General features: G+C 71.7%; 20 protein-coding genes. 5 read left to right on the top strand and 15 right to left on the bottom strand.

Annotated elements, in window-relative coordinates; translation table 11 throughout:
- Positions 1-41: 41 nt before the first annotated feature.
- From WME76_RS14190 to WME76_RS14160, 7 genes are all read right to left on the bottom strand, one after another.
- Positions 42-1,487, bottom strand: a complete 1,446-nt coding sequence (locus tag WME76_RS14190; protein ID WP_437960662.1) for a hypothetical protein — start codon at positions 1,485-1,487, stop codon at positions 42-44.
- A gap of 125 nt (positions 1,488-1,612) precedes the next feature.
- Positions 1,613-2,644: an ABC transporter ATP-binding protein gene (locus WME76_RS14185; RefSeq protein WP_437960661.1), complete on the bottom strand. Its 1,032-nt coding sequence runs from the start codon at positions 2,642-2,644 to the stop codon at positions 1,613-1,615.
- On the bottom strand, positions 2,641-3,654 hold the full coding sequence (locus WME76_RS14180; protein WP_437960660.1) for an ABC transporter ATP-binding protein: 1,014 nt from the start codon (positions 3,652-3,654) through the stop codon (positions 2,641-2,643). Before WME76_RS14180 ends, WME76_RS14185 begins: the two co-directional genes overlap by 4 nt.
- Positions 3,655-3,696: 42 nt before the next feature.
- Positions 3,697-4,752: an ABC transporter permease gene (locus WME76_RS14175; RefSeq protein WP_437960659.1), complete on the bottom strand. Its 1,056-nt coding sequence runs from the start codon at positions 4,750-4,752 to the stop codon at positions 3,697-3,699.
- Positions 4,753-4,754: 2 nt separating this feature from the next.
- Complete coding sequence (locus tag WME76_RS14170; protein ID WP_437960658.1) at positions 4,755-5,675, bottom strand: ABC transporter permease; 921 nt, start codon at positions 5,673-5,675, stop codon at positions 4,755-4,757.
- A 119-nt stretch (positions 5,676-5,794) separates the two neighbouring features.
- A complete protein-coding gene (locus WME76_RS14165) occupies positions 5,795-6,160 on the bottom strand; it encodes a glutaredoxin domain-containing protein (RefSeq protein WP_437960657.1) in 366 nt (121 codons plus the stop codon).
- A gap of 229 nt (positions 6,161-6,389) precedes the next feature.
- Positions 6,390-7,358, bottom strand: a complete 969-nt coding sequence (locus WME76_RS14160; RefSeq protein WP_437960656.1) for a quinone oxidoreductase family protein — start codon at positions 7,356-7,358, stop codon at positions 6,390-6,392.
- Positions 7,359-7,462: 104 nt separating this feature from the next.
- Here WME76_RS14160 and WME76_RS14155 point away from each other — a divergent pair, with 104 nt between their 5' ends.
- The 3 genes from WME76_RS14155 to WME76_RS14145 all read left to right on the top strand — a co-directional run bounded on the left by WME76_RS14155 (position 7,463) and on the right by WME76_RS14145 (position 12,266).
- A complete protein-coding gene (locus WME76_RS14155; protein ID WP_437960655.1) occupies positions 7,463-9,004 on the top strand; it encodes a GH1 family beta-glucosidase in 1,542 nt (513 codons plus the stop codon).
- A 147-nt stretch (positions 9,005-9,151) separates the two neighbouring features.
- Positions 9,152-10,654: a hypothetical protein gene (locus tag WME76_RS14150; protein ID WP_437960654.1), complete on the top strand. Its 1,503-nt coding sequence runs from the start codon at positions 9,152-9,154 to the stop codon at positions 10,652-10,654.
- 217 nt (positions 10,655-10,871) lie between these two features.
- Positions 10,872-12,266, top strand: coding sequence for a hypothetical protein (locus tag WME76_RS14145; protein ID WP_437960653.1), 1,395 nt, complete (start codon positions 10,872-10,874; stop codon positions 12,264-12,266).
- Between the two features lie 26 nt (positions 12,267-12,292).
- On the opposite strand, the gene WME76_RS14140 is transcribed toward WME76_RS14145, so the two are convergent.
- Positions 12,293-13,228 carry a fibro-slime domain-containing protein gene (locus WME76_RS14140; RefSeq protein ID WP_437960652.1) on the bottom strand — a complete coding sequence of 312 codons (936 nt, stop codon included), beginning with the start codon at positions 13,226-13,228 and terminating at the stop codon, positions 12,293-12,295.
- Between the two features lie 254 nt (positions 13,229-13,482).
- A complete protein-coding gene (locus tag WME76_RS14135) occupies positions 13,483-14,199 on the bottom strand; it encodes an SDR family oxidoreductase (protein ID WP_437960651.1) in 717 nt (238 codons plus the stop codon).
- A 49-nt stretch (positions 14,200-14,248) separates the two neighbouring features.
- Here WME76_RS14135 and WME76_RS14130 point away from each other — a divergent pair, with 49 nt between their 5' ends.
- Positions 14,249-15,148 (top strand): LysR family transcriptional regulator, encoded by a 900-nt coding sequence (locus tag WME76_RS14130; protein ID WP_437960650.1) that lies wholly within the window; start codon positions 14,249-14,251, stop codon positions 15,146-15,148.
- 25 nt (positions 15,149-15,173) lie between these two features.
- On the opposite strand, the gene WME76_RS14125 is transcribed toward WME76_RS14130, so the two are convergent.
- From WME76_RS14125 to WME76_RS14115, 3 genes are all read right to left on the bottom strand, one after another.
- Positions 15,174-17,567 carry a glycoside hydrolase family 31 protein gene (locus WME76_RS14125; RefSeq protein ID WP_437960649.1) on the bottom strand — a complete coding sequence of 798 codons (2,394 nt, stop codon included), beginning with the start codon at positions 17,565-17,567 and terminating at the stop codon, positions 15,174-15,176.
- An 89-nt stretch (positions 17,568-17,656) separates the two neighbouring features.
- The gene (locus WME76_RS14120; protein WP_437960648.1) at positions 17,657-17,965 is read right to left on the bottom strand and encodes a DUF3817 domain-containing protein; all 309 of its coding nucleotides are present in this window, start codon (positions 17,963-17,965) and stop codon (positions 17,657-17,659) included.
- A complete protein-coding gene (locus tag WME76_RS14115; protein ID WP_437960647.1) occupies positions 17,962-18,330 on the bottom strand; it encodes a hypothetical protein in 369 nt (122 codons plus the stop codon). The genes WME76_RS14120 and WME76_RS14115 overlap by 4 nt, the downstream gene beginning before the upstream one ends.
- Before the next feature lie 214 nt (positions 18,331-18,544).
- Between WME76_RS14115 and WME76_RS14110 the strand changes: the two genes are divergently transcribed.
- Entirely contained in the window at positions 18,545-19,513 is a 969-nt protein-coding gene (locus tag WME76_RS14110) for a GlxA family transcriptional regulator (RefSeq protein WP_437960646.1), read from the top strand.
- Between the two features lie 27 nt (positions 19,514-19,540).
- Here WME76_RS14110 and WME76_RS14105 read toward each other — a convergent pair whose 3' ends face one another.
- The 3 genes from WME76_RS14105 to WME76_RS14095 form a co-directional block, all read right to left on the bottom strand.
- The gene (locus WME76_RS14105; RefSeq protein ID WP_437960645.1) at positions 19,541-21,868 is read right to left on the bottom strand and encodes an ABC transporter substrate-binding protein; all 2,328 of its coding nucleotides are present in this window, start codon (positions 21,866-21,868) and stop codon (positions 19,541-19,543) included.
- Positions 21,869-22,062: 194 nt separating this feature from the next.
- The gene (galE, locus tag WME76_RS14100; RefSeq protein WP_437960644.1) at positions 22,063-23,079 is read right to left on the bottom strand and encodes a UDP-glucose 4-epimerase GalE; all 1,017 of its coding nucleotides are present in this window, start codon (positions 23,077-23,079) and stop codon (positions 22,063-22,065) included.
- Between the two features lie 238 nt (positions 23,080-23,317).
- The gene (locus tag WME76_RS14095; protein WP_437960643.1) at positions 23,318-25,642 is read right to left on the bottom strand and encodes an ABC transporter substrate-binding protein; all 2,325 of its coding nucleotides are present in this window, start codon (positions 25,640-25,642) and stop codon (positions 23,318-23,320) included.
- Positions 25,643-25,758: the final 116 nt, after the last annotated feature.

Raw genomic sequence — 25,758 nt, 5'->3', positions numbered from 1 at the left:
CCTGAGCACCGCTCCAGGTCGGCGCCCTGCTCAGGTGAGCGTCACTTCTCCTGCGGGTCCGATCGCGGCAGGCCGCGCTCGTCGAACAGGAGCGCGATGTCGACGTGGAACTGCGCCCTGCGCGAGGACGGCGGCGCGGAGCGCGAGCTCGGCGGCGGCGGCGTGGGGTAGAGCCCGCGCGCCTCCTCTCCTGGCGCGCCCGACGCCGGCGCATCTCGCGGCGAGGGCACCGCGGCCGGCGGCTCGCCCGTGGCCTCGTACCGTGGCTGCGCCGCCGCCCGCTGCGAGAGCGGCACCGGCGTCTGCCGCCGCGCCCCCGGGGCCGCAGGCCGGGACGACGGCGCGAGCGTCTCCCGCCGAAGCGGCGCCGCGACCGCTTGTGCCTCCCGCCGCGAGCTCGGCGCCCCCGGCCACGACGACGGCGCCGCAGGCCGCGAGCTCGGCGCCCCCGGCCACGACGACGGCGCCGCAGGCCGCGACGACGGTGCCCCCAACCACGACGGCGGTGCCGCAGGCCGCGAGCTCGGCGCCCCCAACCACGACGACGGCGCCGCAGGCCGCGAGCTCGGCGCCCCCGGCCGCGACGACGGCGCCAGCATCTCCCGCCGCGCGCCCGTCGGCGCCGCCTGCGCCTCGTGCCGCGGATGCCCCCCGGCCCGCTGCGTGATCGGCGCCGGCGTATCTCGCCGCGCATACGGCGCCGCAGGCGGCATCTCCCGCGCCGGATACCCCCCGGCCGGCGGCGAGCCCGCCACCGGCGTGTCCCGCCGCAGAGACGCCCGCGCCGGCTGCTGCGGCGGCATCGGCGTCTCCCGCCGCGCGTACACAACGCCGCCCGGCGCCGGCGGCTCGCGCCGCGGCCGCGACGAGGACGGCCCCGCCCCGAACCCCGACATGACCCCGATCCGCTCCGACCGCGGCGCATCCGCCGGCCGCTGCGCGGACACCGCGGCCGCCACGCGCTCGCGGTACGCGTGCTCCTGCGCGCCCGCGCTCCGCGGCCCCGAGCGCGGCAGCGGCGTCGCCTCGGCGTCGCGCCGCGACGACGCGTCCGCCGTCATCACGCCGATGCTCCACCGCTCGGACCGCGGCCCCGAGGCGCCGTCGTCCGCCGGCATCAGCGAGTAGCGCCCCGGCGTGAGCTGCCTCGTGCGCTGCTTGCGGCTCTCGCGCGACGCCGTCGTCAGCATCGCCCCGAGCTCGTCGTCCGTCAGCGCCTCGTCGACGCGGACGAGCGTGCTGAGCACCTCGCGCGCGATGTCCTCGAACCCCTCCGGCGCGAGCGCGTAGGTCGACGACGTGACCACGATGGCCACCGGCCGGCGCTCCTCCGCGAGCGCCGCGGCCATCGAGACCGGACACGCCTTGACGATGATCCCGACATCCATCGCCGCCGCCTGGCAGCGCTCGAGCAGCGCCTGATCGCCGCCGATGAGAAGGGCCGTCGGGATCTGGGCGCGAAGCGTGGCGTCAGAAATTCGCGGCATCGGTCCAAGGATCCTAACCTCCCTGCCCCAAACACAGGTCAGGAAAATCCTGTCATCGGACATTCCCCGTCATGTCTGGACAGCGAGCTCAACCGATGTCGGGCGCCCCACGCCCGCGGATCACCCTACGGATGCGTAGGTACGGTGGGTAACTCGGTGAGGTGGCAAGCAGCCCAGTGTCCGGGACGGCGCTCCTCCAGCAGAGGCGCCTCGATGCTGCACCGCTCCATCGCATAAGGACAGCGGGTGTGAAAATGGCACCCCGAGGGCGGGTTCAGCGGACTCGGCACTTCGCCGACCAGCGTCAGGCGACGCCGCTTGCGCTCCACGTCGGGATCCGGGACCGGGATCGCCGAGAGCAGGGCCTGCGTGTACGGATGCTGCGGCGCGCGGAACAGCGCGTCGGGGCGAGCGCGCTCGACGATGCGGCCGAGGTACATCACCGCGATCTCGCTTGACAGGTGGCGGACGACCGCGAGGTCGTGCGCCACGAACACGTACGTGAGCGAGAGCTCGCGCTGCAGCGAGGCGAGCAGGTTGACGATCTGCGCCTGGATGCTCACGTCGAGCGCGCTGACCGGCTCGTCCGCGATCACGAGCTTCGGCTTCAGGGCGAGCGCGCGGGCGATGCCGATCCGCTGCCGCTGACCGCCGGAGAACTCGTGCGGGTAGCGCCGCATGTACGACGGCGAGAGCCCCACCATCTCCATCAGGCGCGCCACCTCGCGGAGCGCCTCGTCCCGCGACCCCACGAGATCGTGGGTGAAGAGCGGCTCGGCGATGAGGTCGTGGACCGTCATGCGCGGGTTCAGGCTCGCGTACGGGTCCTGGAAGATCATCTGCATCTCGCGGCGCGCCTTGCGCAGCGCGCGCGGGTCGAGCGTCAGGATCTCCCGGCCGTCGATCTTCACGCTCCCCGACGTGGGCGGCACGAGGCGGAGGATCCCCCGCCCGGTCGTCGACTTGCCGCAGCCGGACTCGCCGACGAGGCCCAGCGTCGCGCCGCGATCGACGTCGAACGATACGCCGTCGACCGCGCGCACCGTGCCGACCTGCCGCTGGAGCAGGCCGCGGCGCACCGGGAAGTGGATCTTGAGATCGCGCACCGACAGCAGCGGGGCGCCCTGCGGCGCAGGGGTGGCGGCGGCGGTCGTCATGGCGCTCCTCCGGAGACGTCCTCCACGTGGCACCGCACGACGTGCAGCGCCTTCCTGTCGCCCTCGCCCGAGACGACGCGCGGCAGCGGCGCCTCCTCCCGGCACACGGCGACCGCGTGCGCGCAGCGCGGGTGGAACGGGCAGCCCGGCGGCAGGCGCGCGAGCGACGGCGGCATCCCGGGGATCGGGACGAGATCCGCGCCGCGCGCGTCGTCGAGCCGCGGGATCGAGCGCGACAGGCCGATCGTGTACGGGTGCCTCGGGGCGTGGAAGATCGCGCCGACCGGCCCCTCCTCGACGATGCGCCCGGCGTACATGACCGCGACGCGGTCGGCCATCTTCGCGACGACGCCGAGGTCGTGCGTGATGAGCAGGACGGCCGCGCCGAGCGCCTCCTTGCGCTCGCGGATGAGGTCCAGGATCTGCGCCTGGATCGTGACGTCGAGCGCCGTCGTCGGCTCGTCCGCGATGAGCAGGTCGGGATCGCAGAGCAGCGCCATCGCGATCATCACGCGCTGCCGCATCCCGCCCGAGAGCTGGTGCGGGTAGTCGTCGATCCGCGACGCCGCCGCGGGGATGCCCACCGCCTGGAGGATCTCGACGCTGCGCCGGCGGGCCTCGGCGCGCGCCATCCCGCGGTGGAGCTCCAGCACCTCGATGAGCTGCTCGCTCACCCGCAGGTACGGGTTCAGCGACGTCATCGGGTCCTGGAAGATCATCGCGATCCGGTCGCCGCGGATGCGCTCCATCCGCGCCTCGCTCGCCTCGGCGAGGTCCTCGACGATGCCCCGCTCGGACTCGAGCAGGATCTGGCCGCCGACGATCCGGCCCGGCGGGTCGGGGATGAGCCGCAGGAGCGACAGGCTCGTCACGCTCTTGCCCGAGCCGGACTCGCCGACGATCCCGAGCACCTCGCCGCGGTCGACGCTGAAGGAGATGCCGTCGACCGCGCGGACCACCCCTTCCTCGGTGAAGAAGTGGGTCTTCAGGTTCTTGACCTCGATCAGCATGGTTCGTCTGGGCGCGCGCGCGGCGTGGATCGGCGCGGCCCTTCAGTCCTTTCGGATGCGTGGATCGAGGGCGTCGCGGAGCCCGTCGCCGAGGAAGTTGAAGCAGATCAGCGTGAGCGCCAGCATCAGCGCCGGGAAGATGAGCTGCCAGGGGTAGAGGTCCATCGCGTCGGCGCCCGTGGACGCGAGCAGCCCCCAGCTCGAGAGCGGCTCCTGCGTGCCGAGGCCGAGGAAGCTGAGGAACGCCTCGGTCATCATCACCTCGGGGATCGTCAGCGTCGTGTAGACGATGATCGGGCCGAGCGCGTTCGGCACGAGGTGCCGGAAGATCAGCGCGGCGTGGCCGACGCCGATCGAGCGCGCCGACTCGATGAACGGCTGGCTGCGCAGCGCGATCACCTGGCCGCGGACGATGCGGGCCATCGTGAGCCACGAGATGCCGCCGAGCGCCCCGAAGACGACGACGATCTGGAAGATGGGGAAATAGCTCGGGTCGGACGGGTCCTTGACGGCGAGGCCGAGCACGGCCTTCCAGGCGCGGTAGAGGACGGTCTGGTCGTTCGCGAAGAAGACCATGAGCAGGATGACCAAAATGAGGAACGGGAACGTGTAGAGCACGTCCACGATGCGCATCATGATCGCGTCGACCTTGCCGCCGAAGTAGCCGGCGACGCCGCCCCAGCTCACGCCGATGACGAAGCTCACGAGCGTCGCGACGACGCCGACGGCGAACGAGATGCGCCCGCCGAAGAAGACGCGCGCCATCATGTCGCGGCCGAAGTAGTCGGTGCCCATCCAGTGGTCGAGCGACGGCGGCTGCGCGCCGAGCTTGAGGTCGGCCTTGTCGTACCGGTAGCTCGAGAGCTCGGGGACGAGGACGCAGGCGACGACCATCGCGACGAGCACGACGCCGCAGACGACCGCCGCGCGGTTCTTGCGGAGCCTCCGCCACGCGTCGCGCCCGAGGCTCGACCCCTGCTCGAGCGCGTCGAGCCGCAGCGGGCCGGCCGGCCGCGGCGCGGCGCCGCCGGGGACGGCGGGCAGGTCGCCGGGGGCCGCGGGAGAGGCGGCGGGCGGCGGGGGGGCGGCGGGGGGCATGGTCAGCGCAGCTCCACGCGCGGGTCGATGAAGGCGTACGCCACGTCGACGAGCGCGTTGAAGAGCATGAGCAGGAAGCCGTAGACGAGCATGACCCCCATCACGAGGTTGTAGTCGCGGTTCGTGGCCGCCTCGACGAAGTAGCGGCCCATGCCGGGGATGTTGAAGATCTTCTCGACGACGAGGGAGCCGACGAGCAGGCCGCTGAAGCCGGGGCCGAGGAAGCTCACGACCGGGAGCAGCCCGCCCCGGAGCGCGTGCTTCAGGACGACCTTGCGCTCCGAGAGCCCCTTGGCGCGCGCGGTGCGGATGAAGTCCGATCGGATCACCTCGAGCATCCCGCCGCGCGTGAGCCGGGCGATGTAGGCGGCCACGGGGAGCCCGGCGCAGATGACCGGGAGCACCATGTGCCGCCACGTCTCCCACCGGGCCACCGGGAACCAGTACAGCTTGAGCGAGAAGACCAGCATCAGCAGCGGCGCGAGCACGTACCGCGGCACGCTGAGGCCGACCATGGCGACCGCCATGGCCGCGGTGTCCTTCCAGGTGTTCTGGCGGATCGCCCCGACGACGCCGAGCGGGATGCCCATCGCGAGGGCGAACAGCATCGCCCAGAACCCGAGCTGCATGGACACCGGCAGGCTGAGCGCGATGATCTCGTTGACGGTGCGGTTCGGGTACTTGAACGTCGGTCCCAGGTCGCCTTTCGTGACGAGCGCAAGGAGCCAGTCGCCATACTGCTTCAGCACCGGATCGTTCAGGTGGTACTTGGCGTCGAGCTGCCGCTGGACCTCGATGGGCACGGCCCGCTCCTGATCGAACGGCCCGCCCGGCACGATGCGCACGAGGATGAAGACCAGGGTGGCGACGAGGAAGAGCGTGGGGATGATGGAGAGCAGCCGCTTGATGGCGTAGGTGCTCACGGCGCGCCGCCTCCCCGCCGTCGAGCCGCGCCGCTCCCCGCGTCATCCCGCCGTCGTCCGTGGATCCCGAGCGATGTCACGAGGTGACCTCCGTGATGCCGTCGTTCATCCGCGCCTGTTCACGGCTGCCGCTTGAGCTTGCCCTGATCGCGGAGCTTGACCAGATCGGCGTAGCCGCCTTCGAGGACGCCATCGACGAACACCATGGGGAACGTCGGGAAGCCGGCCCAGAGCTTGAGAGCGAGCCGCTCTTTCCACTTCGAGAGATAACTGCCGTACTCCAGGTAGGTGTACTTCACGCCCTCTTGATCGAGCAGCTGCCGCGCCTTCTTCACGAACGGATTCTGAGCCATCCCGACGACCACCACCGGGTCGCGGCTCACCGCCGCCGCGGCTTGGTCGACGACCTCGCGATGGAAGCTGGCGACCTGAGACTTCACCGTCTCGGACATCTTTTCGGGAGCAAGCAGGGGACGTTCGGCCATGGGGTGCACCTCCGCGCCGGCAGGCTAGCGGCGCGGAGGCGGCGCGGTCAACGATGGAATCCGGGCGGCCGCTGACGTCACGAGCCACCGAGAATCCGATCTCCTGGCGTCGTGGCAATCCAATCTTCTTACCCTCTCATGGCGTCTTTGCGCCTTTGCGTCTTTGCGTTAAAAATTCTTCTCTTCTCGACGCCCCGGCGGCTCGCACCATGCCCGTCCGCCCTGCGCGCTACGGGATGAGCAGCACCTTCCCCGTCGTCGCCCGCCCGGCGAGCGCGCGGTGCGCCCCGGCGGCCTCGGCGAGCGGGTACGTCGCGCCGATCGCGATCGTGAGCTCGCCGCGGGCGATCGCGCCGAGCACGTCGGCGGCGCGGTCGAGCAGCTCCTCGCGCGTCGCGGTGTAGTGCTGGAGGCTCGGGCGCGTGAGGTAGAGGGAGCCCTTCTGGTTCAGGATCTGCGGGTCGAACGAGGACACCGGGCCGCTCGACTGGCCGAAGAGCACCAGCGTGCCGCGCGGGCGCAGCGCGCCCAGGCTCTTCGCGAACGTGTCGCGCCCGACGCCGTCGTAGACAACGTCGACGCCGGCGCCGCCGGTGAGCCGGCGCGCCTCGGCCTCGAAGTCGGCCTGCGTGTACAGGATCACCTCGTCGGCGCCGGCCCCGCGCGCGAGCCGCGCCTTCTCCTCCGTCGAGACGGTGCCGATGACGCGGGCGCCGAGCCGCTTCGCCATCTGGCAGAGCAGCAGGCCGACCCCGCCCGCGGCCGCGTGCACGAGGCACGTGTGGCCCGGCCCGAGCGGGAACGTGGAGCGCACGAGGTACTGCGCGGTGATGCCCTGGAGCATCGCGGCCGCGGCCTGCCTGGCGCCGACGCCCGCGGGCACGGGGACGAGCTTCGCGACCGGGATGCGGACGTGCGTGGCGTACGAGCCGGGACCGCCGGTCCACGCGACCTCGTCCCCTTCCCTCACCTCGGTCACGTCAGGCCCCACGGCCTCGACGCGCCCCGCGCCCTCGAGCCCGAGCGGGATGGGCGGCTCCATCTTGTACTGGCCGCTCCGGTGGTAGATGTCGATGAAGTTCACCCCCGCGGCCTCGATGCGGACGACGGCTTCACCGGGGCCCGGCGCGGGCGTCGGGTGCTCCTCCAGCGTCATCACCTCGGGACCACCGGCGGATTTCGGACGGATCGCGAGCATGCCGCCCATGTTGTCGAGCCAACGCGGGCCGTCAAGCGAGCGGCGCGCGCATCGACGCGCATCGACCCCATTGCTGTCCACCGGGCGCCGTGGATGATGCGCTCATGTCCGCTCCCAATCCTTCCGAGTCGCTCACCCAGCACAACGCCTCTGGAGCCTCGCCCGCCCTGTCCGCCGCGGCAGCCTCATCCGCCTCCGCGCCCGCGTCTCCGCCGGCCGCCTCGACCGGCGCCGACCCGGCGGGCACCACGGCCGCGCCATTTCCCGCGGACTTCCTGTGGGGCACCGCCACCGCGGCCTACCAGATCGAGGGCGCCGCCACCGAGGACGGCCGGGGCCCGTCGGTGTGGGACGTCTTCTCGAACACCCCCGGGAAGGTATTCGAGAGCCACACAGGGAACGTCGCCTGCGACCACTACCATCGTTACAAGGACGACGTCGCGCTGCTCGCGGAGCTCGGGGTCAAGAGCTATCGCTTCAGCGTCTCGTGGACGCGGGTCCTCCCGGAGGGCACGGGCAAGGTCAACCCGAAGGGGCTCGACTTCTACGATCGCCTCGTCGACGAGCTGCTCCGCCACGGCATCGTGCCGATGTGCACGCTGTTCCACTGGGACTTCCCCCAGGCGCTCCAGGATCGCGGCGGCTTCCTCCAGCGCGACGTCGCCGAGTGGTTCGCCGACTACACGACCCTCGTCGCGAAGCGGCTCGGCGATCGCGTGCCCTGGTGGGTGACGCAGAACGAGCCGCAGGCCTTCATCGGCAACGCGCTCCTCGACGGGCACTTCGCGCCCGGGCTCAAGCTCCCGTACCGGGAGTACCTGACCGCCGCCCACAACCAGATGCGCGCCCACGGCAAGCAGGTGGACGCCCTGCGCGCCGCGGCCAGGGGGGCGAAGGTCGGCTACGTGCTCGCGACCCAGGTCCAGCGCCCGGCGACGGAGGACCCGGGCGACATCGAGGCCGCGCGCGAGGCGATCTTCTCGGTGTACGAGCGGCACCCGTGGAACAACGCCTGGTGGATCGCCCCGGTGCTCGAGGGGCGGTATCCGGAGAGCGGCCTCGAGCTCTTCGGCAACGACGTCCCCGACTTCCCCGCCAGCGACTTCGACGAGATCAAGCGGCCGCTCGACTACCTCGGCCTCAACATGTACACGTCGGGCACGTGGCGGCGGGGCAAGGACGGCAAGCCCGAGCGCGTCACCTCCCCGCCCGGCTACCCGCGCGCGACGCTCGACTGGCTGCAGGTGGTGCCCAGCACGCTGTACTGGGGCTCGAGGTTCTTCTGGGAGCGCTACAAGCTGCCGATCGGGATCACCGAGCACGGCACCTCCACGCGAGATCAGGTCTTCCTCGACGGCAAGGTGCACGACCCGCAGCGCATCGACCTGATGCACAGGTACCTGCTCGGCCTGGCGCGGGCGGTGAAGGAGGGAGTCCCGGTGATGGGGTACTGGGCCTGGTCGCTGCTCGACAACTTCGAGTGGGCCGAGGGCTACAAGGAGCGCTTCGGGCTGGTCTACGTCGACTACCAGACCCAGCGCCGCATCCCGAAGGACTCGTTCTCCTGGTACAAGCAGGTCATCGCGACCGGCGGCCGATCGCTCCTCGGGCCGACCGCCGTCGCCTGGGACAACGTGACCGGTTGAGCCGCGGCGGCCCGCGGCCCGGCGGAAACACCGGGCCGCGGGGCCTCCTCGCGCGCAGCGCGAGGCGCGCCGAGAGCTCGATTCTGTCTCCTGCCCTCCCCCTGCGCCGTCTTCCGCGATGGTACCGTGCGGCGCCGGGAGACAGGGATGAACAGAACAGGGTCCGATCTGGGGTGTGTTTCTCTGGTCGCCGCGCTGGTCACGTCCGGCTGCGGCGCGAGGAGCAGCCTGGACATCGAGTCATGGACCGCCGTCGACGGCAGCGGCGCCGGGGCCGTCGACGGCAGCGGCGCCGGGGCCGTCGACAGCAGCGGTGCCGGGGCCGGCGGCGCTCGCGCGTGCGCGCCGGGCTGCCTCGCGCTCGATTTCGCCCGTCATTTCGACCACGCCGAGCCGCAGGGCCTCGCCGTCGACGCGCAAGGCAACATCCTCGTGACGGGCTATGTCAACGGCGCGGTCGACTTCGGAGGCGGTCCTCTCGTGAGCACGGGCAGCGCCGACGCGTTCGTCCTCAAGCTCGACGCGCGCGGCAACCACCTCTGGAGCCGGCGGTTCGGCGATGTCCCATCCGCCCTGCCCGACGATCAGGTCGCCCTGTCCATCGCGGCCGACGCCTCCGGGAACATCGTCGTCGGGGGCCGCTTCGTCAGTTCGATCGATCTCGGCGGCGGCGCCGTGAACGACGAGGGAGGCCCGAGCGGCTTCATCGTCCTGCTCGACGCTTCGGGGCAGCAGCTCTGGAGCAGGGAGATCCGCGCGCACGGCGCGCAGGCCGCCAACGTCCGCGGCGTCGCCTTCCATCCGGCGGGCGGCATCGTCGTCGTCGGCGACTACGCGGGGACCGTGGACCTCGGCGGCGGCCCCCTCACCAACGACGGCGGGGACGGGCTCAACGTCTTCGCCGCCAGGCTCGACGCATCGGGAGGCCACGTCTGGAGCAGGAGCTTCGGCCGACAGAGCGCGCAGACCCCCACCGTCGCCATCGATGCGGCGGGGAACATCGCGCTCGGCGGCACGTTCCACGACGTCGTCGATTTCGGCGGCGGCCCGCTCAGGTCCGCGAGGGTCTCGGGTGACAGCCTGTCGGCCGACGTCTTCGTCGCCTCGCTCGGCCCGCAAGGCGAGCACCGGTGGAGCCGGGGTCTCGGCGGCGTGCAGGCCGAGGACCACCTCGGAACGGCCGTGGACGGGGCGGGCAACGTGGCCACGCTCGGCTTCTTCACCGGGTCGCTCGAGTTCGACGGCGCCACGCTGACGAGCGACGGGTACGACGTGTTCGTCACCAAGCTCTCCGCCGGCGGCGCGCCGCTGTTCGCCAGGCGCTTCGCGGCAGCGCACACGCTCGCCGCCGACGCCGCCGGCAACACCTGGCTGGCCGGCGCCGTCACGTCGGACGCGGATTTCGGCTGCGGCCCGCTGACCGCGCGCCAGGTGGGGCTCTTCGTCGCGGGCCTCGACCCGCGAGGCAACGGGCTGTGCAGCGTCTCGTTCGAGCCTTCGGAGTTCGGAGTGACGTCCCGCCTCGCCGTCGATCCGGCCGGATCCCTTGTCGTCGCGGGGACCTTTCAGGGCACGATCGATCTCGGCGACGGGCCGCTCTCGAGCCCCCCGATGAAGCAGTCGATGCTCATCGCGAGGCTCATCCCGTGACCGCGCTGCGCCCTGACGCCGCGACGCCCTCGAACCGGACGTCCAGGCGCAGCCGGCGTACGGCGATGGCAACGACGCCGCCTTCCTAGCTGTGTTATCGCCGCGGGGGCCCGTCTCCAGCGCGCAAACGCTCCGCGGTCGGGGTGCGAATCGGCTAGTCTCTGCCTCTTTGCGCGTGCGCGCGCCCGCGCACAGGCGCTCACAAAGGACACGAGATATGGCCCTGCGCAACGTTGTAGTCACGATCACCGCGACAGGTGTGATGTTCCTCGCCGCGTGCGACCCCGGCGATCCTCCTCCGGCCGACGGCTCGGGTGGGGCTGGCGGCTCGGGCGGCGCCGCCGAGCCGCGGTGCGGTGCGCCGTCCGGCGGCCCGACCCTCCACGAGGGCGATCTCGACGAGAGCGAGACCTGGACCGCGGAGGGCAGCCCGCACATCGTGGGTTTCCCTGTCCGCCTCCGGGCGGGCGTGACGCTCACGATCGAGCCCTGCGCCGAGGTGCTGCTCGAGGAGGACACCGGCATCTCCGTGATGGACGAGGGCGCCGAGCTGCGGGCCGAGGGCACGGAGGCGCGGCCCATCGCGTTCCGCGGCAGCGAGGGCGCCCGCTGGAATGACGTGCACGTCGCCTGGCCGGGCAAGGCGACCCTCCGGCACGTGGCCCTCGAGGGCGGCGGCGGCGATCGCTTCCACGCGAACGCGACGCTCTCCGCTTACGGCGGCTCCGTGACCCCGGCGGCGCCGGCGCTGCTCGTCGACAACGTGACGGTGCGCGGGTCGCTCGGCGCCGGGGTCCTCCTGCTGCGGGCGTCGTCGTTCGCCGAGGGCTCGACGGATCTCGTGATCACCGAGAGCGGCAGCGACGAGCACCCGTATCCGCTCGAGCTCGGCGAGCAGGCGCTCGGCTCGATCCCGACCGGCGTGTACACCGGCAACCGCAAGGACGAGATCCTGATCCAGGACGAGGGCGCCAATCAGACCTCCGGCCTGCAACAGGACACGACCCTGCGCGACCGCGGCGTGCCCTACCATTTCGGGGACTGGCGCGACGCCCGGTTCAACATCGGCGCCGGCGGCGAGGGCGCGCCCTTGACGACGCTCACCATCGAGCCCGGCGTCACCATCCGCTTCGAGCCCGGCAACTTCTTTCAGATCGAGCACTTCACCGGCGAGTTCGCGGCGAGCGGCGCCCTCCGCGCGCTGGGCACGCCGGAGCGGCCCATCGTCTTCACCTCGGCCGCGGAGAGCCCCGCCCCCGGCGACTGGGGCGGGCTCTGGTACGGCGGCATCCCGCGCCAGGAGAACGTCCTCGAGAACGTCATCATCGAGTACGCGGGCTACGATTGCGGCTGCATCCTGCTCTCGTGCAACGATCTCTCGACGTTCAACGGCGCCGTCATCTTCAGCCAGCCGCCGAGCAGCGCGTTCATCCAGGGATCGACGATCCGCCACGTCGCCGGCCACGGCGTCACCCGCGGCTGGAACGGCACCGCGGGCCCCGATTTCGTCACCGGAAACACCTTCGAGGACGTGAGCGGCTGCGAGCAGACGCGGCCCTGGGTCGAGGGCCAGTCATGCCCGGATCCGAAGCCCCCCTGTCCGGAGGGCTGAGCGTGGGCTGAGCGGGATCCCGGGCCTCAGCGCGGGACTTCGACGGGCACGAAGCAGGAGATGTTCGTCTCGATGTGGAAGTTCGACCCGTCGGTGTGGCGCTCCGCGTGGAAGATATCCATCGTGTACGTGTTGCCCGGAGAGATGCCCAGGTAGTTGGCCTGTGCATCGAAGTCGATGACGCCCGACTCGGGCCCGTGCATGCTGCCGAGGTCGAGGGCGAGCTTGCCGTTGATGAAGATCCACATGTCGTCGTCGCCCCGGAAGCTGAACTCCTGGCCGGCGACGTAGCCGAACTTGAGGTGGATCTCGGTGGTGAAGAGGAAGTTCTGGTTCTTGCCGTTGGGGGGGTTGATCCCGAACCCCTCCTCCGGCGCGAGCGGGAAGAAATCCGTGCTGTCGAAGACGTACCGACCCGAGCCGGCCGGCGTCTCCGCGAGCTCGATCTGCTTGGGGAAGGTCATGTTCACGCCGGGGACGTCGCGGTACCACTGGTCGAACGACGCCTTGCTCGTGATGACGACCTGGTTCGGGTTCCCGCCCCCGCAGTCGAGCGGTGTCTGCAGGTCCGCCTGGCAGCCCACCGAGTCGAGGAACACCGGTTTGCTCTCGGCGTCGAGCGCCGGCTCGACGAGCTTGCGGCGGACCACGTCGCCCCGGAAGTCCATCTCGAAGTCGGGGTGCGTGTCGTTGAAGTCGCGGTAGAGGACATCGAGCGTGCTCTTGCACTCGCTCCCGCCGCCGGCGCCGCCGGACCCGACGGCCACGTTGCCCCCCGAGATGCTCCCGATGTCGTCGCCGCTCGAGCTGCTGCCCTCCGGCGAAGTCGTCCCGCTGCTGCCGCCCGTGGTCGTCCCGCCGCCGGAGCCGGCGGTCGAGTTGCCGTTGTTATCGTCCGACCCCGAAGAGCAGGCCAGGGCTGCGATGGCGAAGGTCACAAGAAAGAGAGAACGAGGGGACATAGAGCACTCCTGGGATAAAGTAGGACAACCACACCTCGTGGAGCCTGTCAACGTCACCCCTGGAATTCTACGCGAGATCTCGCGGCGCAGTCCGCTCGATCTCGTGGAGATCGCTTAATTCAGCCCAGCTGCATCGCTCGGAATCAGCGCTGCCTCGACCGTCGAGGTGCGTAATGCAGCGCGTCGTCCTCATGCAGCCGCTGCGCTCCACAGCCGCCGTGGCGCTATCCTGTGCTCGATGCGGGCAGCCGGGCTCAGATGAGCCGGTGTCCCCCATCGACGTGCAGCACCTCGCCGGTGGTGAACCCGTTGCCCATCAGGAACAGCGCGGCGTCGGCGATGTCCGCGGGCGCGCCGACGCGGCCGACCGGGAGGCGGCGCGCGTGCTGTGTGAAGCGCTGCTCCTTGGCGGCGCCCGCGATGGAGTCCCACACCGGCGTGTCGATCCAGCCGGGCGACAGCGCGTTCACGCGCACCGGCGCGAGCTCGATGGCCAGGGCGCGCACGAGCGACATGAGCGCCCCGTTCACCGCGGCGATGACCGACCCGCCCGGCCCCGGCCGCACCGCCGCGATCCCCGTCGTGAAGACGAGCGAGCCCTCCGGCTCGATCCGCGCGTGCTTGGCGACGTGGAGCGCCGCCAGGAGCTTCGAGTCGATCGCGCGGCGCGCCGCGGCGATATCCATCTCGCGGATCGGCTGATAATGCCCCTGCACCGCCGTCACGACCACGTGACGCGCGGGCGGATGCTCGTCGAAGAGGCGGCGCACCTCGGCCTCCTGCGTCACGTCGGCGGCGAAGGTGCGCACGCGGCGCGCCTCCCCGAGCTCGGCCGCGGCGCCGGCGAGCTTCTCGGGGGAGCGGCTCACCAGGGTCAGCGAGGCGCCGCGCGCGAGGCAGGCCCTGGCCACGCCGAGGCCGATCCCCGACGAGCCCCCGAGGATGACGATGTGCTGTTGTTCAAGGTTCATGACCGAGACGTAGCGTCGCCGCCTCCTCCGAACCATGGGACGCTGTGGCATGCTTCATCCCATGGACGGGATGATCTCGCTCGAGGACGTGCGGCTCTTCGCGGCGGTCGCTCACCACCTGAGCTTCGTGGAGGCGGCGCGGCGCACCGGGGTGCCCACCAGCACGGTGAGCCGCCGGGTGGCGCAGCTGGAGGAGGCGCTGGGCGTGCGGCTGCTCCAGCGCACCTCCCGCCGCGTCGGCCTCACCGGCGAGGGCGCGCGGCTGCTCGAGCGCGCCGGGCCGCTGCTCGACGAGCTCGCGTCGGTGCTCGACAGGGCCGCGGACCGCGACGACGAGCCCGCGGGCAGGCTCCGGGTGACGGCGCCCGTCATGACGGGCGCGCAGCGCATCGCGCCGGCGCTGTTCTCCTTCGCCGCCCGGCACCCGCGCCTGACCGTGGAGCTCACGCTCACCAACGCGGTCGTCTCCCTCGTCGAGGAGGGCATCGATCTCGCCTTTCGCGCGGGGCCCGTTCAGGACGCCGAGCTCGTGGCGCGGCGCCTGTGGTCGCTCCCGTACGCGCTCGCCGCGTCGCCGCGCCTCGTGCGCGAGGCCCTGAACGGCCGCACCCGGCTCCCCCGCGCGTCGCTCGGGTCGGTGCCCGCCGTCCTGAGCCACCCGGGCGGCGCCTGGCGCCTGCGGCGGCGGGACGGCTCGATCGAGGAGGTCCGGCCGCGCGCGCGCTTCTGCGTGAACGATCCGCGCGCGGCCATCGCCGCGGCGGCGCAGGGGCTCGGCGTGGTGTGCGCGCCCCGCGAGGTCATCGAGCAGCAAGGCGAGGCGCTCGTCGAGCTCACCGTGACGGGGCGCACGGTCGAGCCCCGCGAGCTCTTCGCTGTGTACCCGTCACGGCGGCAGCTCTCCTCGCGCGTGCGCCTCGCGCTCGACTGGGTGATGAAGCACGGCTGACCGCCGCGGCGCGCGGCCCCGGCCGTCAGGGCGCGCGCAGCTCGATCCGCTGCCAGTCGGCCGCGACCTCGATCTCGACGACGCCGTCCACCACGCGGTGCGATCGCGCCCCGGTGACGGAGCGCGGCGCCGGCACCCCGTGGACGCGGAGGGTCTCCACCTCGCGCGCGAGCGGCAGCTCGCCCTCCACGCTGCGCTCGAGCGCGAGCGTGCCGCCGTCGAGGCCGCCCGAGATCCGCGTGAGGCGCGACGCGCCGTGGCCGTCGCCCTCGTCCTCGTAGAGGCGGCCGCTCACCGCCTCCGCCGCGTGCACGTGCCAGGTGATCTCCTCCCAGCGCGCGCTCGTCGTGTGCATCCGCGGCGCCGTGAGCGCCACCGCGCCCCCGGCGCGCAGCCACACGGGGACGACATCGAGCGGCGCGTCGGCGATCACGTGGCGCCCGCCCTCCTCGACCTTGCCGGCGCGCTCGAGGTTCGCGAGGTCGAGCCACGCGCCGGCGGGCAGGTACGCGAGCCGCTTCGACTGCCCGGGCCGCACCACCGGCGCGACGAGCAGGTCGTCGCCGAAGAGGAACTGGTCGTACGCGTGGAGCGCCTCGGCGTCGGCCGGCGCCGCGAAGGACAGCGGCCGCAGGACCGGGAGGCCCGTCTCCGCCGCCTCGTGCATCAGCGTGTAGAGCGTCGGCAGGAGCCGGTAGCGCCGCTCCAGCACCGCGCGCGCGAGGTCGAGGAACGGCTCGCCGAACCGCCACGGCTCCTGCGCCGGCCTGCCCCGGGCCGCGTGGTTGCGCATCAGCGGGTAGAACAGCCCGGCCTGCATCCAGCGCACCAGCAGCTCGCCGTTCGCGCGGCCGGCGAAGCCGGGGATGTCGGCGCCCACGAACGGGACGCCCGAGAGGCCGAGGCCGATCAGCATCGGGATCGAGGCCTCCAGGTGCGTGAAGTTGCTGGCAAAATCGCCGGTCCACACAGCGGCGTAGCGCTGGATGCCGGCGAAGGCGGCGCGCGTGAGCACGAACGGGCGCCGCGCGGGCGCGTGGCGCGCGAGGCCCTCGTGGGCCGCCTTCGACATGCCGAGCCCGTAGACGTTGTGGACCTCGAGGTGGCGCCGGGCGCCGTGGCGCGCGTCGTGGGGCAGCGTGCTGCCCTCGATCGTGCCGAGGCCCGAGCTGCGCCCGCCGTTCGGCGCGGGCAGGCCCCGGTCGGGCTGGACGGAGAAGCACGCGGGCTCGTTCATGTCGTTCCAGATGCCGGCGACGCCCACGTCGACGAACGACCTCTGCAGATCGCCCCACCAGCGCTGCACCTCCTCGCGCGTCAGATCCGGGAAGACCGCCGGGTCGGGCCACACCTCGCCCACGAGCGTGCCGCCGCGGGAGAGCCGGACGAGGTAGTCCTTCGCGCGCGCCTCCTCGAAGACGGCATAGCCCTCGTCGGCCTTGATCCCGGGGTCGACGATGGTCACCAGCTTGACGCCCTCGGCCGCGAGCTCGCGCGCGAGCCCCGCGGGATCCGGGAAGCGCGAGCGGTCCCAGGTCCACACGCGGTAAGCGTCCATGTAGTCGATGTCGAGGTGGACCACGTCGAGGGGCAGCCCGCGCGCCCGATAGCCGCGGACCACGCCGCGCACGTCGTCGGCGGTCTCGTAGCCCCAGCGCGACTGGTGCGCGCCGAGGCTCCAGAGCGGCGGCATGGCGGGATGGCCGGTGATCGCGGCGTAGCGCCGCAGGACGTCGGCCGGGTGCGGGCCGGTCATCAGGTAGACGTCGAGCTCGGGCCCCCGCGACTCCCAGGTGATGCGGCCCGGGTCGCTGAGGGCGATATCCACCTCCGAGCGCCACGGCTCGTCGAGGAAGAAGCCCCAGGCGACCCCGCCGCGCAGCGCCACGAAGAAGGGAATCGAGGCGTAGAGCGGGTCGGACTCCACGTGCGGCGGGTAAGCGTCGGTGTTCCAGAACGTGAAGCGCAGTCCGCGCTTGTCGAGCGGGCCGACCTTCTCGCCGAAGCCGAGGTAGGCCTCGGCCTCCGGCGCCTCGAGCGAGATCCGGGAGCGGTATTCGTCGACAGGAAAGGCGGGCTTCACCTCGCCGGAGACGCCCTCGCAGCGCGCGAGGACGCCGCCCTGTCCGTCGCGGAAGGTCCATGTGCCCGAGGCGAGCGAGACCTCGAGAGAGGCGCCCTCGGCGCTCACGTGCAGGGTGTCCCCCTCGCGGCGCGCGGAGAGCGGCAGCGCGCCCTCGGCCACCACGGCGAAGGAGCGCTTCGGCGCCGGCTCGGGGTGCGTGAAGCCCGTCACGGCGGACGAGGGGGCGTGGCGGACGCGCAGCACGCCGGGACCTGGACAGCGGATCTCGACGGCGGCGCGGTCGCCCCAGAGGAGCACGTGAGTCGCGCCGATCGAGGCGTCGGAGAGGTGCATGTCGCGACTCTAGCCGAGCCTGCCCGCCCCCGCCAAGCCGAGGGCGCGTCTCTGCATCCATGGTGTCGTGAATCGCGGTATTGCCGCGATTAGCCGGTAGCTGGGTGGTCCCGATCAGCTTCGCGTCGCAGCAGCCGCTCGGCGGCGAGGAACCCGAGCGGGACGATCGAGAGGCCGAGAACGCGGAGCAAGCTCCTCGCCGAGACCGCTCGCTCGAAATACGCCCGAGACGCGACCGAGAGCAGCACGAGGAAGAGCAGACCGTGAAGGCTTCCGGCGACGCGCACCGCGATCGCCAGGCCGAGACCGTACTTCAGCGGCATGGCGATCAGCAGGAGGAGCAGCAGGGATGTTCCTTCGACGAGGCTCGCCAGACGCAAGGAACGGAGCGAGCTCACTGGAACACCTGCGCCCACGTCGGCTTGAGGACCATGAGCGCGACGACGCCGGCGAGCGGGAGCGCGGCGCACGAGAACGCGCCATGACCTCGCTTGTCGCGCGAGACGCAGTAGACGAGGATGACGTTGGAGCCGACAGAGAGCGCGAGCCCGCCGACGACCCACAGCTCGGACATCCGAAAGCCACCGAGAGCGGTCAGGGCGTATCCGGCGCACCACGTCGCGAGCAGGCTCGGAGAGGCGATGCGGTGCACGGCGCGCTTCCGCTCGCGCGGATCGGCCGCGACGAAGCTCGCGACGAGCCCGCCGGCGTACCCCATCGCGCCGAGGAACTTCAACGTCAGGACCAGCTGATACAACATCATCTCGCGCTCCGGGGGCCTTCCGCCGAGGCCCCTCGTCCCCGTTCGACCACGAACGATGTCATCGCACGCGCGCCGCGGCGGCGCGAGCGGCTGAAACGCCAAAGATCGCCAGGTTCTGGCCAGCCGGCTCGAACGGCGCTGTGGAGCCGAGATGCCCGCCGATCGTCGCGTGAGCTGGCCTGGCGCGATCATGGCCTGCATGCATAATCCGGCCATGCATCGCGTCGCCATCGTCGCCTTCGACGACGTCGTGGCCTTCGATCTGTCGATCCCGACCGAGGTGTTCGGACGCGTGCGGCTCCCGAACGGGCGCCCTGCCTACGAGGTCCGCGTGTGTGCCGCTGCGAAGGAGGTCGACGCTGGGGCCTTTCGCTTGCGGGTCCGTCACGGGCTCGAGGAGCTCCGCAGGGCGGACACGGTGATCCTCCCGGGGATCGCCGACATCGGTCGCCCCGTACCGGAGCGGTTGCTCCGCGCCGTGCGGAGGGCGGCCGGCGCCGGGGCCCGCGTCGCCTCGATCTGCTCCGGCGCGTTCCTGCTCGCCGCGACCGGGCTCCTGGACGGGCGGAGGGCGACGACGCACTGGCTCGCCGCCGGGGAGCTCGCGCGGCGGTTTCCGCGCGTCGAGGTCGATCCGGACGTCCTTTACGTGGATTGCGGACAGCTGCTGACGTCCGCCGGCGCGGCGGCCGGGCTCGACCTGTGCCTGCACATGGTCCGTCTCGACCACGGGGCGGCCGTCGCGGCGGAGGCGGCGCGCCTCTCGGTGATGCCGCTCGAGCGCGACGGCGGTCAGGCGCAGTTCATCGTGCACGCGCCGCCCACCGCCGACGGCAGCTCGCTGAGCCGCGTCCTCGACTGGATCGAGGAGAACCTGCGCAAGGAGATCGCGCTCCGCGACATCGCCCGGCAGGCGGCGATGAGCGTCCGCTCGTTGAACCGGCACTTCAAGGAGCAGACGGGGACGACCCCGCTGCAGTGGCTGCTGCGCGCCCGCGTGCGCAGAGCGCAGCTCCTGCTGGAGACGACGGCGCGATCGGTGGAGCGGGTCGCGTCCGACGCCGGCTTCGGCTCGGTGGCCGCGTTCCGCCAGCACTTCCACCGCGTGGCTGGCACGAGCCCCCAGGCCTACCGGAGCGCGTTCCGGAGCCGCGCGCGCCCGCAGGACGGTCGCCGCGGCTGACCCGGTATCCAGTCAATCATGTGGCGCTCACTGCCCCTCTCCGAGCCGCCCCGGCGGCGGCAGCTCCAGCGCCCGCGGCGGCTCCCCGGCGGGCCTGTGCTGCCAGTCGGGGTCGATCCAGAGCCATTTGACGAGCTGCGTGTTGCGCGCGTTGGGGATGAACCCCCTCACCCACGGCTTCACCAGGGTCGGCTTCTCCTCGAAATACAGCGGGATCCTGCTCATCCCGTCGAGCGCGCGCCGCTCGGCCGCCCGGTAGAGCCGGATGCTCTCCCGCGGATCGGCGATCGCGGCGGCCCTGCGCACCGCCGCGTCGAACTCCGCGTCGGCCCACCCGCTCCGGTTGTTCGGGCTGTACGAGAGGAACGTCCCGAGCCACGTCTGCGGATGGTTGTAATCGGCGTACCAGGCCAGGCGGATCACCTGGAAGTTGCCGTCACGGAGGTTGTTGAGCATCACCCGCCACTCCTCGTTCCGCAGCGTCGCGGAGATCCCGAGGTGGCGCTTCCACATATCCTGGATGGCGACGGCGACCTGCGTGTGCCCCTCTCCCGTGTTGTAGAGGACCTCGAGCGGCGGAAAGCCCTTGGCGCGGAGCTCGTCTCCCTCGCGGACGACCTCGTAGCCGGCCTCCGCGAGCAGCGCGCGGGCGCGCGCGGGGTCGTGGCCGACCTCGGGGCTCGAGAACGGATCCGCGCCGCGCTCCCTTTCCTCGGCCACCTGCTCGGCATAGCCGGATCCGGTGATGTCGGGCACGTAGTGGGTCGCCGGCTTCCCCACGCGCGTGATCTTCTCGACGAGCTGCCGCTTGTCGATCGCGAGGTTCAGCGCCCACCGGACGCGCGCGTCGTCGAGCGGCGGCTTCCTCGTGTTGAGCTCGTAATACACGGTGGAGAGGTACTCGCTGCGCCGCAGGTCCCTCTTCCCGGACAGCCAGCCGAGGTGCTCGTAGGGAATCTCGGCGTTGTCGCCCAGGTAGTCGATGTCCCCTGCCTTGTAGAGCTGCAGGGTGGCGTTGTGCTGGGCGACCTCCATCCAGACGATCCGGTGGATCCTGAGCGCGTCATGGCCCCAGTACGCCGGATTCCGCTTCATCGTGATCTCGTAGCGGAACTTCCACTCATCGAGCAGGTACGGCCCGTTGACCACGATGTTCTCGGCGCGGAACCAGAGATCCGGCTCGCCGCGCGCCTCGAAGGGCTCGACGACGTCGCGGCGCACCGGGAACAGGGTGACGAAGCTCGTGAGGTCGGTGAAGTACGGCGTGGGCTGCTCCAGCTCGACGTCGAGCGTCCGCTCGTCCCGGGCCCGCACGCCGACGGCGGTGTCGTCCTCGACCAGCTCCGACGCGGCGATGAACCCGGCCGCCGCGCCGGACGGCGGCGCCGACCGCGGCGCGGCTGGGTCGTACGTGGGGAGGCTCGCGTGCGGCGCGACGAGCGCGTAGGCGGCGTCCGGGGACGCGGGCGGCGCGAGCAGGCAGCCCGGGAGGAAGCCGCGGCCCTGGGGGCCCTCGACCTCGAACCAGCGGTCGGCGGCGCCGTTGCAGGTGACCGGCGGGCCGGCCGCGAGGAGCGCGACCTCGGCGCCGCGCCACCCGCCGCCGGGGTCGGCGTCGCGCGGGGCGGGCGGCGGGGTCGCGCCGGCCGCGTCGAAGGCGAGCCGCTCGCCGGCGCCGGTGTTCTCGTCGGGCTCGCTGTAGGTCACCGAGGCGACGCCGGGCGGCGGCGCCGCGAGGGGGGTCACCGCCGACGTCACGCGGGCGGGTGACTGGCCGAGCACCACGACGAACGCGCCCTTCGGCAGGGACAGCGCGGCCGGCGCGTCGGGCCGCGGCGCGCTGCGCAAGGTCGCGGCCTCGCGCAGCGCCTTGAGCTTGCCGAGGTTGAACAGCTCGCCGTTCTTGAGGACGTGCAGGTTCGTCGCGGCGAGCGAGGCCGTCGACGGCCGCAGCACGCGCTTCCACGCGTACTCGAAATCGTGCGCCGTCACCGGCTTGCCGTCCGACCAGCGCGCCTCCGGCCGCAGGTGGAACCGGAAGACCCGGTTGTCGTCGCTCTGCTCCCAGCGCGTCGCCACCCCTTGCACCGGGTGGAGATCGCCCGCGGCGTAGCTGGTCAGCCCCTCGAACATCTGCTGGAGCAGCGTGATGCTCACGGAGTCCACGGCCTTGCCGGGATCGAGGAACTCCGGCTCGGCGCCGTTGTTCACGTAGAAGGTGGTGACGTCCTTGCCGGTGCGCGCCGTCGTCCCGACGTGGTCCTCGCGCTCGCCGGTGCACGCCGCGAGGGCGAGCAGCGCGCCGAGGAGGGCGACGCGCGGACGGGGCTCAAGGGCGAGAGCGAACGACGTCATCGCTGATCCTCGGGCCCCGGCGATTCCTGGCTTCATGAGAGAAAAAAAAACCACAGAGGCACAGAGGGCACAGAGGGAAGAGAAGAGATATAGATTCTTTTCTTCTCTCTCTTCTCTCTCCTCTGTGCCCTCTGTGCCTCTGTGGTTCAAATTCCCCTATCAAGGAACCAGGAACGCGCCAGGGAGAGAGTGTGTCAGTCCGCGAACCCCTTTGGATTCTGCTCTTGCCAGCGCCAGCTGTCGCGGCACATGGTCTCGATGTCGCGCTCGGCGCGCCAGTCGAGGAGCTCCGTCGCCCGCGCCGGATCCGCGTACACGGAGGCGACGTCGCCGGGGCGCCGGGCGACGATCTCGTGGGGGACCCGCTTGCCGCTGACCTTCTCGAACGCGGACACCACCTCGAGCACGGAGTAGCCGCGGCCGGTGCCGAGGTTGACCGTGAAGCTGTCGCCGACCGAGAAGATGCGGTTCAGCGCGGCCAGGTGCCCGAGCGCGAGGTCGACCACGTGGATGTAGTCGCGCACGCCGGTGCCGTCCGGCGTCGGCCAGTCGCCCCCGAAGACGCGGAGCTTGTCGCGCCGCCCCACCAGCACCTGCGTGATGAACGGCGTCAGGTTGTTCGGGATGCCGCTCGGGTCCTCGCCGATGAGCCCGCTCTCGTGCGCGCCCACCGGGTTGAAGTAGCGCAGCGACGCGAGCGACCAGCCGCCGGTCGCCGCGACGTCGCGCAGGATGTACTCCACCATGAGCTTCGACTGCCCGTAGGGGTTCGCCGGCCCGAGGCGACACCCCTCGTCGATCGGCACCCGCTCCGGATCGCCGTACACCGTGGCCGACGAGCTGAACACGAGCCTCCGCGAGCCCCGGGCGTCGAGCGCCTTGAGCAGGCACACGGTCCCGGCGACGTTGTTCTCGTAGTACGCGAGCGGCTTCTCGACCGACTCGCCGACCGCCTTCAGCCCCGCGAAGTGGATCGTCGCGTCGACCGGGTGCTGGGCGAGCAGCCGATCGAGCAGCGCCGCGTCGCGGATGTCGCCCTGGACGAACGTCACCTGCTTGCCGGCGATCCGCTCGACCCGATCGACGGCCGCCTTGCTGCTGTTGCAGAGGTTGTCGAGGATGACCACCTGGTAGCCCGCGCGGAGCAGCTCCACGCAGGTATGCGAGCCGATGTAGCCCGCGCCGCCCGTGACCAGGATCGTCTTGCTCATGTCGTTCTCCCGAGAGGGTCCGTGATGCGCTCCCGGGGAGTTGGCCACGGCGCAGGCCAGCGCGTCAATGGGGACCTCTCCTCGGCACGCGCGGCCGAACGACCTGGAAATCCGCTGATTGTCCGCGTCATCGATCTCCCGACGACCGCGCGGAGGAAGGCGTACGTGAACACGCCGGCAGCTCCCTACGCTCCCTACGCGCGAGGAGGGCGAGGCAACGTCGCGCCCGCAGGCCCCCTCAGGGCGCGATCGCCTCGCCCGGGGCCGGGCCGAGCCGGCCGGGCGGCGGGAACTCGAGCTGCGGAAACGCGGTCTCGTTCGACGGGTTGTCGCGCCAGCTCGGATCGATCCAGAGCCATTTCACGAGCTGCACGCTCCGCGCGTTGCCGATGAACCCCTTGACCCAGGGCTTCACCAGCGTCGACTTCGTGTAGAAATACAGCGGCAGCTTGGGCATCTGGTCGAGCGCCCGCTTCTCCGCCTTGCGGAACATCTGGATGCTCTCCCCGGGATCGGCGATCGCCGCGGCGGAGCGCATCAGGTCGTCGAACTCCTTGTCGGCCCAGCCCGTCCGGTTCTGCGGGCTGTACGAGAGGAGGGTGCCGAGCCACGTCGCCGGATGGTTGTACTCGCCGATCCAGCCGAACCGCACGATCTGGAAATGGCCGTCGCGCACGTTCTTGAGCATCACCTTCCACTCCTCGTTCCGCAGCGTGGCGGAGATCCCGAGGTGACGCCTCCACATGTCCTGGACCGCGACGGCGACCTGCTTGTGACCCTCGCTCGTGTTGTAGAGGATCTCGAGCGCCGGGAAGTTCTTCGCCCGGTAACCGTCGCCCTCGCGGACGACCTCGTAGCCGGCCTCGGCGAGCAGCGCGCGGGCCCGCTCGGGGTTGAACACGACGTCCGGCGACGAGAACGGATCGGCGCCGCGCTTCCTGTCCTCGGCCACCGCCTCGTCGTAGCCGGAGCCTGTGTAGTCAGGGACGTAGTGCGTGGCCGGCGTCTGCCCCGCCCGCGTGACCTTCTCGACGAGCTGGTGCTTGTCGACCGCGAGGTTCAACGCCCAGCGGACGCGGACGTCGTCGACCGGGGGCTTCCTCGTGTTGAACTCGAACCAGTACGTGGAGAGGTAGTGGAACCGATGGAAATCCTTCTTGGTCGAGAGCCACGTCACGTGCTCGGACGGGAGAGAGGCGTTGTCGCCCATGTAGTCGAGATCTCCCGCCTTGTAGATGTTCATCGCGGCGTTGTACTGCTCGACCTCCAGCCAGACGACGCGGTGGGTCTTGAGCTTGTCGCGGTTCCAGTAGTGGGGATTCCGCTTCATCGTGATCTCGTAACGGAACTTCCACTCATCGAGCGTGTAGGGGCCGTTGACCACGATGTTCTCGGGGCGGAACCAGAGCTCGGGCTCGCCGCGCTGCTCGAACGCCTCGATGACGTCCTTGCGCACGGGGAAGAGCGTCACGTAGCTCGTGAGATCGGTGAAGTAGGGCGTGGGCTGCTCGAGCTCCACGTCGAGGGTGAGGTCGTCCCTGGCCCGGACGCCGACGGCGCTGTCGTCCTGCACGAGCAGCGCGTCGGGCACGAAGCCCACCGGGGGCTCGCCCTGCGCGGGCGCCGGGGTCGCCGCGGCGTCGTACGTGGGCAGGCTCGCGTGCGGCGTGACGAGCGCGTACGGCTCGGCGCCCGGGCGCGCGCCCTCCGCGGCCGGCGTGAGCAGGCAGCCCGGGAGGAAGCCGCGCGCGCCGCCCCGCTCGAGCTCGAACCAGCGGTCGGCGGCGCCGTTGCACTGGCACGGCGGGCCGGCGCGGACGATGTCGACCACGGCGCCCTTCCAGCCGCCGCCGGGCGCGGGGCCGAGCGGCGCGGCAGCGTCGAGCGCGAGCCGGTCCTCGGTGCCGCCCTTCGCGTCGCCCTTCGTGAACGTCACCGTGGCGGCGCCCTCCGGCAGCGCCGGGAGCGGCGCGATCGCGGCGTCCACCTGGATGGGCGAGCGCGCCAGCACCACGACGAACGACCCCCTGGGGAGCTCGACCGTGGACGGCGCGTCGGCCCGCGGGGCGGCGCGGAGCGGCGCGGCCTCGCGCAGCGCCTTGAGCTTGCCGACGCCGAACAGCTCTCCGTTCTTGAGGACGTACAGGTTCGTCGCGGCGAGCGAGGCCGTGGACGGCCGCAGCACGCGCTTCCACGCGTACTCGAAGTCGTGCGCCGTCACCGGCTTGCCGTCCGACCAGCGCGCCTCGGGACGCAGGTGGAACCGGAAGACCCGGTTGTCGTCGCTCTGCTCCCAGCGCGTCGCGACGCCCTGCACCGGGCGGAGGTCGCCGGCGCCATAGGAGGTCAGCCCCTCGAAGAGCTGCTGGATCAGCGTGGAGCTCGCCGAGTCGTTCGACTTTCCTGGATCGACGTACTCCGGCTCGCTGCCGTTGTTGATGTAGATCGTCGTGGCGTCCTTGCCGACGCGCGCGGTCGTCCCGGCATACCCGCCCTCGTCGCCCTGGCTGCACGCCGCGAGCGCGAGGGACACGAGGCCGAGCGCGACGGCGCCGCGCGCCACGCGACCGGCGCTCCCGCTGCCCCCCTCGCCACCGGCACCTCGTCGCTCCGGAGCCCGTCGCATACGGCGGAGGTAGCACGGCGTCCGAGGGGCAGGAAGCCAGCCCGCCGTCTTCG

The organism is Sorangium sp. So ce119, assembly GCF_051524405.1.
GTDB lineage: Bacteria > Myxococcota_A > Polyangia > Polyangiales > Polyangiaceae > Sorangium > Sorangium cellulosum_G.
Note: the sequence above shows the minus strand (reverse complement) of the source record. Positions and strands in the feature narration are given on the sequence as shown.

Bases quoted from the DNA above. Each gene is read 5' to 3' on its own strand.
- WME76_RS14190 (WP_437960662.1), bottom strand. From the start codon at position 1,487: ATGCCGCGAATTTCTGACGCCACGCTTCGCGCCCAGATCCCGACGGCC.
- WME76_RS14185 (WP_437960661.1), bottom strand. From the start codon at position 2,644: ATGACGACCGCCGCCGCCACCCCTGCGCCGCAGGGCGCCCCGCTGCTG.
- WME76_RS14180 (WP_437960660.1), bottom strand. From the start codon at position 3,654: ATGCTGATCGAGGTCAAGAACCTGAAGACCCACTTCTTCACCGAGGAA.
- WME76_RS14175 (WP_437960659.1), bottom strand. From the start codon at position 4,752: ATGCCCCCCGCCGCCCCCCCGCCGCCCGCCGCCTCTCCCGCGGCCCCC.
- WME76_RS14165 (WP_437960657.1), bottom strand. From the start codon at position 6,160: ATGGCCGAACGTCCCCTGCTTGCTCCCGAAAAGATGTCCGAGACGGTG.
- WME76_RS14160 (WP_437960656.1), bottom strand. From the start codon at position 7,358: ATGCTCGCGATCCGTCCGAAATCCGCCGGTGGTCCCGAGGTGATGACG.
- WME76_RS14155 (WP_437960655.1), top strand. From the start codon at position 7,463: ATGTCCGCTCCCAATCCTTCCGAGTCGCTCACCCAGCACAACGCCTCT.
- WME76_RS14150 (WP_437960654.1), top strand. From the start codon at position 9,152: ATGAACAGAACAGGGTCCGATCTGGGGTGTGTTTCTCTGGTCGCCGCG.
- WME76_RS14145 (WP_437960653.1), top strand. From the start codon at position 10,872: ATGGCCCTGCGCAACGTTGTAGTCACGATCACCGCGACAGGTGTGATG.
- WME76_RS14140 (WP_437960652.1), bottom strand. From the start codon at position 13,228: ATGTCCCCTCGTTCTCTCTTTCTTGTGACCTTCGCCATCGCAGCCCTG.
- WME76_RS14135 (WP_437960651.1), bottom strand. From the start codon at position 14,199: ATGAACCTTGAACAACAGCACATCGTCATCCTCGGGGGCTCGTCGGGG.
- WME76_RS14130 (WP_437960650.1), top strand. From the start codon at position 14,249: ATGCTTCATCCCATGGACGGGATGATCTCGCTCGAGGACGTGCGGCTC.
- WME76_RS14125 (WP_437960649.1), bottom strand. From the start codon at position 17,567: ATGCACCTCTCCGACGCCTCGATCGGCGCGACTCACGTGCTCCTCTGG.
- WME76_RS14115 (WP_437960647.1), bottom strand. From the start codon at position 18,330: ATGATGTTGTATCAGCTGGTCCTGACGTTGAAGTTCCTCGGCGCGATG.
- WME76_RS14110 (WP_437960646.1), top strand. From the start codon at position 18,545: ATGCATCGCGTCGCCATCGTCGCCTTCGACGACGTCGTGGCCTTCGAT.
- WME76_RS14105 (WP_437960645.1), bottom strand. From the start codon at position 21,868: ATGACGTCGTTCGCTCTCGCCCTTGAGCCCCGTCCGCGCGTCGCCCTC.
- galE (WP_437960644.1), bottom strand. From the start codon at position 23,079: ATGAGCAAGACGATCCTGGTCACGGGCGGCGCGGGCTACATCGGCTCG.